The sequence below is a fragment of the Phocaeicola faecium genome, assembly GCF_014837055.1.
Taxonomy (GTDB): domain Bacteria; phylum Bacteroidota; class Bacteroidia; order Bacteroidales; family Bacteroidaceae; genus Phocaeicola; species Phocaeicola gallinarum.
This window is the reverse complement of sequence record NZ_JACSPQ010000001.1, coordinates 775,871-788,345: the sequence shown is the minus strand read 5'-3', so window position 1 is coordinate 788,345 and position 12,475 is coordinate 775,871. Positions and strand designations below refer to the sequence as shown.

Genomic DNA, 12,475 nt, shown 5'->3' with positions numbered 1-12,475 from the left:
TTCTATGTTATTGTACTTATTTTCCTCAAAGGAACGAGTTTACTTGCTTTTGTTAATAAGTTCTCTCCTGTCAATATCTAATAATTCAGCTATTCTTGAAAGAGTAGCCAAGTCAGGCTGTGAAACATTGGTACACCATTTTGATACTGTCGAAGGATCTTTTTTCAATTGTTCAGCCAGCCATTTACCTGTTTTCTTTTTTCGACAAGAACCAACTTGAGCCTATTATATCTTCTATGCTAATCATTAAATTGAATTTGCTGCAAATATAATGAATTGACTTTATTTGGTCGTAGAAGTACACTACTTTTTTGTACGCATATATTTCCCGACTTTGGAAGAAAAGATTTCAGCAAATTGTTTCTTGAATATAAGATTTGAGTATGGAAATAACAACCAAACAGCGGTCATATTATCTGCCACATCCGAGAGAAAATGATAAGTTGGTTTGTTTGTCGAATTGTTGGTTGGTATCTTGGTTGATTGGACTATACTCTGATGTAATAGTCGAAACTTAATAGCTGAGATATCCAAATCGCAAGGGCATAAGAATGCACAGCATCAATAATGCCGGAATTAGGAAAATCCCGCTCTTTTATTTGCTCCTAATGGGAATAATCGCTAATTTTCCCCATTACCGCAATATCAGTATCGTTGAAAGTTAATAACCCGAAATTTATTCTGTTATTCCAACGATAATCCGTATATTTGCAACTGTTTTGCACATTTCCGTGCTTCTACGAACTGATATGGAAAAAGCGATGCTGCGTATTCTTTATTTGCTGGCGGCAGTCCTCACACTGGCAGGATGTTCGGTAAGCAAATTTATCCCGGAGGGTCAGTATTTGTTGGACGACGTGAAGATTGAGTCGGACAACAAAGAGGTGAAGCCTTCGCAGATGAATACGTATATCCGCCAGACGCCTAACGCCAAGTGGTTCAGCTTGGTGAAGCTGCCGATGTACATATACAGCGCGTCGGGGCGGGATTCGTCGAAGTGGATAAACCGCTTTCTGTGGAAGATAGGCGACGCACCCCGCATCTACGACCCTGAGGCTGCCGAGGAGTCGCGCCGGCAGATAGAACTTGCCGTGCAGAACATGGGCTACATGGGGGCTTACGTCCGCCTGAACGAGCAGCATAAGGGTAAGAAAAAAATGAAAGTGCGTTACAGCATCCATACCGGAGAGCCTTACGTGATCGACCATATTACTTATGACATTGCCGACTCTACCGTGGGGAGTTACCTTGCCCGCGACTCGGCGCTCACCCGTCTGCACCCCGGTATGCGCCTCGATGTGAATGTGCTCGACGAGGAACGCCAGCGCATCACCCAGTATCTGCAGAACCGGGGATATTACCGCTTCAACAAAGACTTTATCACTTATCAGGCAGACACCACGGCACACTCGCGCAAGGTGGGGCTGACGGTGCAGCTGCTTCCGTTCCGCCGCAAGAAGTCGGACGACCCGGAACCGCACCGCCAGTACACGGTGAGAAATGTAAACTTCCTGCTCGACGTGGACTTTGCCGAGCTTTCCGCCGATGCCATTCGCGGCATGGATTCCATCCGCTCGCAGGGGGCAATGCTGTACTTCCACGGCAAGCCTTTCTTGCGCCCCAAAGTGATAACCGATTATAACCGACTGAAAACAGGACGCTTGTATCAGAGCAGCGACGTGCAGAACACGTATTCAGACTTGAGCCGGCTGGGTATCCTGAAGTATTCCAACATCCGCTTCCGCGAGGAGCTGGAGGGCGACTCGGCGTATCTCGATGCGTACGTAACCCTCTCGAAACGAAAGAACAAGTCGGTGTCGTTCGAAATCGAAGGGACGAACTCGGCTGGCGACCTCGGTGCGGCGGCATCGGTGGCGTACACCCACCGCAACCTGTTTCGCGGCTCGGAAACGCTGACGCTGAAGCTGCGAGGCGCATACGAGGCGGTGAGCGGGTTAGAGGGATATGCCAACAGCAACTACATGGAGTACGCCGTGGAGGGAAGCCTGAATTTCCCCGAATTTATGTTCCCTTTCCTCTCGTCCGACTTCAAGCGGCGCATCCGTGCCACTTCGGAGGTGAGCGTGAAGTATAACTGGCAGATTCGTCCGGAGTTTGAACGCACCGTGGCGTCGGCGGCATGGAGCTACCGGTGGTCGAAGCGGCGGGCGGTTCACCGGTTCGACTTGCTCGATGTGAACTACATTTACATGCCTTACCGCTCCGAGACCTTCCGTGATTACCTCGACATGATGGACGAACGCAATCCCCTGCTGCGTTACAGCTACGAAGACTTGTTCATCGTGCGCATGGGCTATACCTATACGTATAACAGCTCCGGAGCCATATCGAGCAAAACCGCCCAGCGCAATTCCTATTCCATCCGCTTCAACATCGAAGAGTCGGGCAACCTGCTTTATGCTTTCTCGAAGATAGTAAACGGGCGTCCGAAAAACGGCGAGGCGTTTCAGATGGCAAACATCGACTTTGCACAGTATGTGAAGGCTGATTTCGATTTCGCAAAAAACTTTATGATAGACGACCGTAACTCGCTCGTGTTCCACGTGGGCGTGGGCGTGGCGTATCCTTACGGAAACTCGAAAAGCCTCCCTTTCGAAAAACTCTACTTTTCGGGCGGGGCGAACAGTGTGCGTGGCTGGAGCGTCCGCTCGCTGGGTCCGGGAGGTTATCGCGGCGACACCAACAGTCTGGACTACGTGAACCATACGGGCGACATCAAGCTGGATTTGAACTTGGAGTACCGCACGCATCTGTTCTGGAAACTGAACGGGGCGGCATTTATCGATGCCGGAAACGTGTGGACCATCCGTAACCGCGAGATGCAGCCCGAAGGATTGTTTAAGTTTAACCGCTTCTACAAGCAGTTGGCTGTGGCATACGGTCTGGGCATCCGTTTCGACTTGGATTTCCTGATTATCCGCTTCGACGGCGGTATGAAGGCTATCAACCCCATGTACGAAGGGCGCGACCGTTATCCGATTATTTCGCCCGACTTCGGACGCGACTTTGCGTTCCACTTTGCGGTAGGTTATCCGTTTTAAAAACATTATAACAGTAATATGCTAATCAGAAAGAAAAGTGACAACCCGGAAGATTACCGGAAAATAAAAGTAGTAGAAGAGTGGTTCGAGCAACAGCAGTTGCCCGCCAGTATGCAGTTAGACAGTGCCACTTACATCCCCGACTTGCCCGACACCGTTTCGCGCCTTTTCGAACAGTCATACCTCTATGCCGGCAATCCGCGCATGGAAGGCAGCCTGTGGTTGTTGTTGCGCATCAAAAAGAAATTAGAGGGCGAAGCATCCCTGTAAGAGCCTGAAAAAAACGCTACGGCATAAGCCCCTCGACGCTATGGATAGAACCGGTAAACGCTGCCATATAGGGTGAACCGCGCTAACGGAAGCGTTTCTCCGGAGCATCACGGCGGAGGGTTTCTTCGTGTGCTTCAGTGCAGGTGAGGAAAATTAAAACGGGCTCACTGCCTCGTAACCGAATAAAAGTGTATATCTTTGCAGCATGGAATGGCTATATAATTTGTTTTTCGAGCAATCCGCTTTGCAGGCGGTCATCATCATGTCCCTCATTATCTCCATCGGGTTAGGATTGGGAAAGGTTCACGTGTTCGGCGTGTCGCTGGGGGTTACTTTCGTATTTTTCACAGGTATTTTTGCAGGACACCTCGGCTTTACGGTCGACCCTCAGATGCTTGCCTACGCCGAGAGCTTCGGACTGGTGCTCTTCGTCTACGCGCTGGGGCTTCAGGTAGGTCCGGGATTCTTCAGCTCCTTCCACCGGGGAGGCTTCACGCTGAACATGCTGGGGCTGGGCGTTATCCTGATAGGTACGCTGATGGCGGTGGTGCTGTCGTTTGTAAGCGGTGTGTCGATGCCCGACATGGTGGGAATCCTCTGCGGAGCCACTACCAACACTCCTGCATTAGGAGCGGCGCAGCAGACGCTGAAACAGTTTGGCGAACCTACCAACGGGGCGGCGCTGAGCTGTGCCGTTACGTATCCGCTGGGCGTGGTGGGGGTCATCCTTGCCATCATCGTGATGAAGAAACTCTTTGTCCGCCCGTCCGACATGGAGAACCACGAGCCCGAAGACCCCAACCATACGTATATAGCCGCCTTTCAGGTGCATAATCCTGCCATCTTCAATAAAAGCATACAAGACATCGCCCATGCCGGATACCCCAAGTTCGTCATCTCGCGCATCTGGCGCGAAGGCTCGGTAAGCATCCCCACGTACGACAAGATACTGAAGGAGAACGACCGCCTGCTGGTCATCACCACCGAGAAAGACGCTCCCGCGCTGACCATCCTCTTCGGCGAGCAGGAGAAGCGCGACTGGAACAAGGAGGACATCGACTGGGATGCCATCGACAGCAAGCTGATTTCGAAACACATCATCGTGTCGCGTCCTGAAATCAACGGAAAGAAATTAGGCTCGCTCCGCCTGCGAAATACTTACGGCATCAACATCAGCCGCGTGCTGCGAAGCGGGGTGAAACTGCTTGCCACGCCGGGACTGGTGCTCCAGCTTGGCGACCGCCTGACGGTGGTGGGCGAGGCTGCGGCGATACAGAACGTAGAAAAAGTGCTGGGAAACACCGTGAAAACCCTGCGCGACCCTAACTTGGCGTGTATCTTCATCGGCATCGTGCTGGGACTGGTAATCGGTTCTATCCCCATCTCCATCCCCGGCATCAGCTCGCCCGTGAAGTTAGGACTCGCCGGAGGCCCCATCGTGATGGGAATCCTTATCGGGGCATACGGTCCGCGCCTCCACATGGTGACTTACACCACCCGCAGCGCAAGCCTCATGCTGCGCGGCATCGGGCTGTCGCTCTACTTGGCGTGTCTGGGCATCGAGGCAGGCGCCCATTTCTTCGAAACCGTACTCCGCCCCGAAGGTGCGCTGTGGGTGGGGCTGGGCTTTGCCATCACCTTCGTGCCCGTGGTAATCATGGCGTTAGTGGCGATGCGCTGCTGCCGCCTCGACTTCGGAAACACCTGCGGGATGCTCTGCGGAAGCATGGCAAACCCTATGGCGCTGAACTATGCCAACGACATCATCCCCAACGATAACCCCTCGGTGAGCTACGCCACGGTTTATCCGTTGGGAATGTTTACCCGCGTAATCATCGCCCAACTGATACTGATGATATTCTTATAATACTCATACCGCTATGAAAACATATAAACAGATTACTGACGAAATGATTCAGCGCGACTGCCGCTATCTGGAGTTGCTGTCACATAGTTTTCCTACCATTGCCACCGCAAGTACGGAAATCATCAATCTGGAAGCCATACTCAACCTGCCGAAGGGTACGGAGCATTTCCTTGCCGACCTGCACGGAGAGTACGAGGCTTTCCAACACGTGCTGCGCACTGCTTCGGGAGCCATCAAACGGAAGGTGAACGAGATTTTTGAAAATACCCTGCGCGAAACCGAAAAGAAAGAACTCTGTACGCTGATTTACTATCCGGAACAGAAGTTGCAGCTGGTGAAAGACTCGGAAGAGTATCTGGAAGACTGGTACGTGATTACGCTGAACCAACTGGTGAAGGTGTGTCAGAACGTATCGTCGAAATACACCCGCTCGAAGGTGCGCAAGGCGTTGCCCGAAGAGTTCTCGTACATCATTCAGGAGTTGCTTCACGAAAGCAGCATGGAGCCGAACAAGCAGGCGTATATCAACGTAATTATCAGTACGATAATCGATACGAACCGTGCCGACGATTTCATCGTGGCGCTGTGTAACCTCATCCAGCGGCTTACGATAGACTCGCTGCACATCTTGGGCGACATCTTCGACCGCGGACCCGGCCCTCACGTCATCATGGACACGCTTTGCAACTATCATAACTTCGACATCCAGTGGGGAAACCACGACATCCTCTGGATGGGGGCTGCCGCCGGAAACGTGTGCAGCATGGCGAACGTGCTGCGCTTGGCGATGCGCTACGGCAACCTCTCGGCATTGGAAGACGGCTACGGAATCAACCTCCTGCCGCTTGCCACCTTCGCGATGGATACCTACGCCAGCGACCCCTGCACGCTGTTCGGTCCGCGCATGGACGAAACCACCAGTCCGTATAACGACAAGACCCTCCGCCTGATAGCCCAGATGCACAAGGCAATCAGCGTGATACAGTTTAAGTTGGAGGCAGAGATAATCCGCCGCCGCCCTGAGTTCGAGATGGAAAACCGCCTGTTGCTCCACCACATCGACTTCGGACGCAAGGTGTTTGTGGCAGACGGGCGCGAGTATGAAATGCGCGACTGTTATTTCCCCACCGTCGACCCGTCCGACCCGTACCGCCTCACCGACGAGGAGCGCGAGATAGTCGCCAAGCTGCATAATTCGTTTACCCACAGCGAAAAGCTGCGCAAGCACATGAAATGCCTCTTCCGTTACGGCTGCATGTACAACGTATGCAACTCGAACCTGCTGTTCCATGCTTCCATGCCCCTCAACGCCGACGGGACACTGAAGGAAGTCGACATCTTGGGCAAGAAGTACAAGGGCAAGGCACTGCTGGAGCGCGTGGGGCAGCTTATCCGCACCGCCTACTTTGCCGACAACGACAACAAAGAAAAATCCTTTGCCCTCGATTACCTCTGGTACTTGTGGTGCGGCCCCGATTCGCCTGCGTTCGACAAGAGCAAGATGGCAACCTTTGAGCGTTACTTCCTCGTCGACAAGGAAACCCACAAAGAGGTGAAAGGATATTATTACTCCCTGCGCGACCGCGAAGACATCTGCGACATGATTATGGACGAGTTCGGCGTAGAAGGAGAACACCGCCACATCATCAACGGACACGTGCCCGTGAAAGCCGTGAAAGGCGAGAAGCCCATCAAGGCAAACGGCAAGCTGATGGTGATAGACGGCGGATTCTCAAAAGCATACCAGCCCGAAACGGGCATCGCCGGATATACATTGGTATATCACTCGCGCGGATTCCAGTTGGTTCAACACGAGCCGTTCACCTCCACGCAAAAAGCCATCGAGGAGGGGCAGGACATCAAGTCGACCACCCAAATCGTGGAAATGAGCAGCAAGCGCATGATGGTGAAAGACACCGACAAGGGCCGCGAGCTGATGATTCAGATAGAAGACCTGAAAAAACTCTTGGCAGCCTACCGCATGGGGCTGATAAAGGAAAAGTCATTCTGACGGGAAACGGGGCGCACGTAACGCCCCGTTTTTTTTTAACACCTGCTGTATAACATCAACTTATTTATTAGGAGTTTGCTTCGGATGCGGATAATTATTTTTATTTTTGTGGAATGTATGGATTATATAACCAATAATTTTAAAAATACATTACTTTATGACGAAGAAACTACTTTTGATGATGCTTCTCGTTCTGCCGGTATGCGTGGCGGCGCAAGTGCGCACCGAGCGTTTGCTGGAAAAAGGATGGAAGTTTACACGTGAAGACAATGCTACTTTTTCTGCCACCGAGTGCGATGATTCCAAATGGCAGTCGGTAACCGTTCCTCACGACTGGGCTATCTACGGGCCGTTCAGCATCGACAATGACAAGCAGAACCTCGCCATCACTCAAGACGGACAGAAGGAAGCGATGGAACACGCCGGACGTACGGGCGGCCTGCCTTTCGTGGGCACGGGATGGTATCGCCTCGATTTCGATGCCCCTGAGTTCCGCGCCGGAAAAACCGCCACGCTGGTGTTCGACGGAGCCATGAGCCACGCCCGCGTATGGCTGAACGGACACGAAGTGGGCTACTGGCCTTACGGTTATAACTCATTCTACTTCGACATCACTCCGTACCTGAAACCGGGCGAAACGAATACCCTCGCCGTGCGGTTAGAGAACGAACACGAATCTTCACGCTGGTATCCCGGTGCCGGACTGTATCGGAACGTACACCTCGTAATCAATGAAGATGCTTACGTTCCTACGTGGGGCACTCAGCTCACTACGCCCGTGGTGAAGAAAGAGTATGCCAAAGTACATCTGCTGACCGGACTGCGGATGCCGGAGGGCAAACAGTTGGCCGACTACCGCATCGTTACCGAACTGAAAGACGCATCGGGAAAGGTGGTGGCTACGGCTGAAAACCGCGGCTCGAAGTATGATGACGGCAAGTTTGTGCAAGACTTCGTGGTAGACCGCCCCGCGCTGTGGACTCCCGAAACTCCCGCGCTTTATACCGCCGAATCGCGTATCTACGAAGGCAGCGAGCTGAAAGACGAATATACCACCCGCTTCGGAATCCGTTCCATCGAGATTATCCCCGACAAGGGTTTCTTCCTGAATGGCGAACGTACCGTGTTCAAAGGCGTTTGTAACCACCACGACTTGGGCCCGTTGGGAGGTATTGCCAACGTAGCAGGCATCCGCCGCCAGATCCGTATCCTGAAAGACATGGGATGTAACGCCATCCGCACCTCGCACAACATGCCTGCGCCGGAGCTGGTTGAGGCTTGCGACGAGATGGGTATGATGCTGATGGCAGAATCGTTCGACGGGTGGAAAACCCCGAAAGTGCCCAACGGCTACAACAAGCTGTTCGACGAGTGGGCGGAGAAAGACTTGGTGAACTTGCTTCGCCACTTCCGCAACAACCCCAGCATCGTGATGTGGTGTATCGGCAACGAGGTGCCCGACCAATGGAACGGTGCGACGGGTCCGAAGCTGACGCGCTTCCTCCAAGACATCTGTCACCGCGAAGACCCCACACGCCCCGTAACGCAGGGGATGGATGCGCCCGACGCAGTGGTAAACAACAACATGGCTGCCGTGATGGACGTGCCGGGATTCAACTACCGCCCGTTCAAGTATGCCGAGAATTACAAGAAGCTCCCCCAACAGATTTCATTAGGTAGCGAAACCGCTTCTACCATCAGCTCGCGCGGCGTATATAAGTTCCCTGTGGTTCGTCGCGCCATGCAGAAGTACGATGACCATCAGGCTTCCTCGTACGACGTGGAACACTGCGGATGGTCTGACCTTCCGGAAGATAACTTCATCTGGCACGAAGATTACCCGTGGAGCATCGGCGAGTTCGTATGGACGGGATTCGACTATCTGGGCGAGCCTACTCCGTATTACTCCGACTGGCCCAGCCACTCGTCATTGTTCGGTATCATCGACTTGGCAGGTATCCCCAAAGACCGTTACTACCTGTATCGCAGCCACTGGAACAAAGACGTGGAAACGCTCCACATCCTTCCGCACTGGAACTGGGAGGGACGCGAAGGCGAGGTGACTCCGGTATTCGTCTACACCAACTATCCTTCTGCCGAGCTGTTCATCAACGGAAAGAGTCAGGGCAAACGCACGAAAGACCTCACCGTGACCATCGACAACAGCAAGTGCGACTCGGTAGGTTCTACTACCTTCAAGCGTCAGCAGCGCTACCGCCTGATGTGGATGGACACCAAGTACGAACCGGGAACGGTGAAAGTGGTGGCATACGATGCTAACGGCAAGGCTGTGGCAGAGAAAGAAATCCACACGGCAGGCAAGCCCTACGCCATCAAGTTGGAAGCCGACCGCACGAAGATAGCAGCCGACGGCAAAGACCTCTCGTTCGTAACCGTCAGCGTGGTGGATAAAGACGGAAACCTCTGTCCGCTTGCCGACAACGAAATCAAGTTTAAGGTGAAAGGCAAAGGTTACTACCGCGCCGGGGCAAACGGCAATCCCGCTTCGCTCGAATCGTTCCAGAAGCCGCAGATGAAAGTCTTTTCGGGCATGATGACCGCTATTGTGTCTTCCACTGAAGAAGCCGGCGAGATTGTGCTTGAAGCCAGTTCGAAGGGACTGAAAACCGCCAAGCTGGAAATCGTATCCGAGAAGTAACACACGGAACGTGGGGCACGGATTGCCCCGCGTCTGTTCCAATCGCTATAAACAAAAAAAATCATTCCAAACCTCTCGGCTTGGAATGATTTTTTTTGTTTCTGAACAGTCCGTTCAGTTCTTATTTTTTGAAGTATCTGTTGTACAATCCTTCGAAACCTTTACCGTGACGAGCTTCGTCTTTAGCCATTTCGTGAACCGTATCGTGGATAGCGTCCAAGTTCAACGCTTTAGCGCGGGTAGCGATGCGTTTCTTGTCTTCGCAAGCACCACATTCAGCGTTCATGCGTTTTTCCAAGTTCGTTTTTGTATCCCATACGCAGTCGCCCAGCAGTTCAGCGAATTTTGCAGCATGTTCAGCTTCTTCCCAAGCGTAGCGTTTGAAAGCCTCAGCTACTTCAGGATAGCCTTCGCGGTCTGCCTGACGGCTCATAGCCAAATACATACCTACTTCAGTACATTCGCCCATGAAGTGGTTGTTCAGGTCTTTAATCATTTCTTCGTCGCAACCTTTAGCTACGCCGATAACGTGTTCGTCAACGAATTGCAAACCACCTTCTGCGTTTTCTTCCATTTCTTTGAACTTAGAAGCGGGAGCTTTACACAAAGGGCATTTTTCGGGAGCGGTTTCGCCTTCATAGATGTAACCACAAACAGTACAGATAAATTTTTTCATAATGTAAAAGTTTTAGTTGTTAGTTAATATCGTTAATTCGTTGGTTTTCTCTTTAATTCTTTCTTAATTCTTTGCGAGGGATTTTTCGCAGCAGTGGGGGCAAATCCCCTTGTAGTAATGATGCACTTCTTCTACTTCAAATCCGCTCTTTGTCAGTTTTTCGGTTTCGTTGGTTTCGGTACTCAGCGGAACGTCATAGATTTTTCCGCATGACTTACACTGGAAATGCGCGTGCAGCGACAAGTCGCCATCAAAACAAGTGTTTCGCTCATCAATCGTCAACTGTTTTGCCGCACCGTGTTCAACGAACAACTTGAGCGTATTATATACAGTTGTCTTTGAAAGGGTAGGGATGTCTTTGCATAAAGCCAAGTAAATTTCATCAATGCTGGGATGGGTTTTATGCTTCAGCAAGTAGTCCATAATCGCGATGCGTTGTACGGATGGCTTAATGTTATAGCTAATCAAGTATTCGTAAACGTTCATATTCTCTTTCAACTCTGTAATTATTACAACTTTAATTCGATGGCAAAGATATAGATATTTATTTTATTAGCAAACGTTGTGTGCAGTTTTTTTATTTTTTTAATGAATGTCTGTATCCGCCTGTGCGGGCGTTTGGGGGCGTATGCGATACGTCACGGCATGAAGGGAGCAGATATCTGCATGTCTGTCAGTAGTTTATCTTATCCTTTAGCCGATAGGTTACGCCGAATGTAACCAGCGTGCATACCATAATCCAGATAAAGAACAGCCGGTAGCCCAGCAGCTCCTGAATCCATCCCGCCACCATGCCCGGTATCATCATGCCCAGCGCCATAAACGCCGTACAGATGGCGTAGTGGGCAGTTTGGTGACTGCCTTCCGAAAAGCGGATGAGGTAGAGCATGTAGGCGGTGAACCCGAATCCGTAGCCAAACTGCTCGATGAAGATGCAACTGTTGATCAGCGTCAGACTTTCCGGCTGGGCGTAGCTGAGGTAGATGTAAACGGCATCGGGCAGGGAGATGGCACACACCATCGGCCACAACCACCGGCGCAGTCCGTGGCGGGCGGCGGCTATCCCGCCGAGAATCCCCCCGACGGTAAGTCCGATGATTCCTATCGTTCCCTGCGTGAATCCGATTTGCTCGGTCATCATGCCCAGTCCGCCCTGAGCGAGCGGGTCGAGCAGGAACGGAATGCTCATTTTGGCAAGCTGGGCTTCGGGCAGGCGGTAGAGCAGCATGAAGAGGATGGCGGTGGCGGCATGTTCTTTTCGGAAGAACGAGCCAAACGTCTGCATGAAATCTTTAAGCAAGCCGATAAACGGGCGCGCCTTAGCGGAAGCGTCGGAGGGCGGATGCGGTAGCGTTACGGCGTGGTACAGCCAGAGCGCGATGAACACCCCTGCTGAGAGGAAAAACGTCAGACTCCAAGCGTAGGCGATGCGCCCCGTGTAGCGTTCCAAGAAGCCTGCCAGCATGATGAGCAGCCCCTGTCCGGCGATGGTGGCGATGCGGTAAAACGTGCTGCGGATGCCCACGAAGAAAGCCTGTTGGCGGGTGTCGAGCCCCAGCATGTAAAACCCGTCGGCAGCAATGTCGTGGGTGGCGGAGCTGAACGCCATGAGCCAGAAAAAGGCGAGCGTGTAGCGGAAATACCCGTCGGCAGGAAGCGTGAGCGCCACCCCCGCCAGCGCAGCCCCTATCAGCAACTGCATACTTACAATCCACCAGCGCTTGGTGCGCAGCAGGTCGACAAACGGACTCCACAGCGGCTTGATAACCCACGGCAGGTTCAGCCATCCGGTGTAAAGAGCCACTTCGGTGTTTGATACGCCCATGCGCTTATACATCACGAGCGAAAGCGTCATGACCACCACGTAAGGCAGTCCCTCGGCAAAGTAGAGGGTAGGAACCCAGCTCCACGGCGAATGTGTTTTCATCAG

Annotated in this window: 8 protein-coding genes and 1 pseudogene; 5 read left to right on the top strand and 4 right to left on the bottom strand. The window is 52.3% G+C overall.

Translation table 11 applies throughout. The features are described from left to right. Positions 1-39: 39 nt before the first annotated feature. Positions 40-215 (bottom strand): annotated as a pseudogene (locus H9626_RS03435) (helix-turn-helix domain-containing protein). 534 nt (positions 216-749) lie between these two features. Here H9626_RS03435 and tamL point away from each other — a divergent pair. The 5 genes from tamL (at position 750) to galB (ending at position 9,869) form a co-directional block, all read left to right on the top strand. Further along, complete coding sequence (gene tamL / locus H9626_RS03430; protein ID WP_191709580.1) at positions 750-3,062, top strand: translocation and assembly module lipoprotein TamL; 2,313 nt, start codon at positions 750-752, stop codon at positions 3,060-3,062. A gap of 18 nt (positions 3,063-3,080) precedes the next feature. Further along, positions 3,081-3,332: a DUF6965 family protein gene (locus H9626_RS03425; RefSeq protein WP_191709579.1), complete on the top strand. Its 252-nt coding sequence runs from the start codon at positions 3,081-3,083 to the stop codon at positions 3,330-3,332. 205 nt (positions 3,333-3,537) lie between these two features. Beyond that, positions 3,538-5,199 carry a putative transporter gene (locus H9626_RS03420; protein WP_191709578.1) on the top strand — a complete coding sequence of 554 codons (1,662 nt, stop codon included), beginning with the start codon at positions 3,538-3,540 and terminating at the stop codon, positions 5,197-5,199. A 13-nt stretch (positions 5,200-5,212) separates the two neighbouring features. Then, complete coding sequence (locus H9626_RS03415) at positions 5,213-7,210, top strand: fructose-1,6-bisphosphatase (RefSeq protein ID WP_191709577.1); 1,998 nt, start codon at positions 5,213-5,215, stop codon at positions 7,208-7,210. Between the two features lie 157 nt (positions 7,211-7,367). Then, positions 7,368-9,869 carry a beta-galactosidase GalB gene (gene galB / locus H9626_RS03410; RefSeq protein ID WP_191709576.1) on the top strand — a complete coding sequence of 834 codons (2,502 nt, stop codon included), beginning with the start codon at positions 7,368-7,370 and terminating at the stop codon, positions 9,867-9,869. A 121-nt stretch (positions 9,870-9,990) separates the two neighbouring features. Here the strand turns inward: galB and H9626_RS03405 are convergent, their stop codons facing one another. The 3 genes from H9626_RS03405 to H9626_RS03395 form a co-directional block, all read right to left on the bottom strand. After that, on the bottom strand, positions 9,991-10,545 hold the full coding sequence (locus H9626_RS03405; protein WP_191709575.1) for an NADH peroxidase: 555 nt from the start codon (positions 10,543-10,545) through the stop codon (positions 9,991-9,993). 63 nt (positions 10,546-10,608) lie between these two features. Next, the gene (locus H9626_RS03400; protein WP_191709574.1) at positions 10,609-11,031 is read right to left on the bottom strand and encodes a Fur family transcriptional regulator; all 423 of its coding nucleotides are present in this window, start codon (positions 11,029-11,031) and stop codon (positions 10,609-10,611) included. Between the two features lie 187 nt (positions 11,032-11,218). Then, entirely contained in the window at positions 11,219-12,472 is a 1,254-nt protein-coding gene (locus H9626_RS03395) for an MFS transporter (RefSeq protein ID WP_191709860.1), read from the bottom strand. Between the last annotated feature and the right edge of the window lie 3 nt (positions 12,473-12,475).

Bases quoted from the DNA above. Each gene is read 5' to 3' on its own strand.
- tamL (WP_191709580.1), top strand. From the start codon at position 750: ATGGAAAAAGCGATGCTGCGTATTCTTTATTTGCTGGCGGCAGTCCTC.
- H9626_RS03425 (WP_191709579.1), top strand. From the start codon at position 3,081: ATGCTAATCAGAAAGAAAAGTGACAACCCGGAAGATTACCGGAAAATA.
- H9626_RS03420 (WP_191709578.1), top strand. From the start codon at position 3,538: ATGGAATGGCTATATAATTTGTTTTTCGAGCAATCCGCTTTGCAGGCG.
- H9626_RS03415 (WP_191709577.1), top strand. From the start codon at position 5,213: ATGAAAACATATAAACAGATTACTGACGAAATGATTCAGCGCGACTGC.
- galB (WP_191709576.1), top strand. From the start codon at position 7,368: ATGACGAAGAAACTACTTTTGATGATGCTTCTCGTTCTGCCGGTATGC.
- H9626_RS03405 (WP_191709575.1), bottom strand. From the start codon at position 10,545: ATGAAAAAATTTATCTGTACTGTTTGTGGTTACATCTATGAAGGCGAA.
- H9626_RS03400 (WP_191709574.1), bottom strand. From the start codon at position 11,031: ATGAACGTTTACGAATACTTGATTAGCTATAACATTAAGCCATCCGTA.
- H9626_RS03395 (WP_191709860.1), bottom strand. From the start codon at position 12,472: ATGAAAACACATTCGCCGTGGAGCTGGGTTCCTACCCTCTACTTTGCC.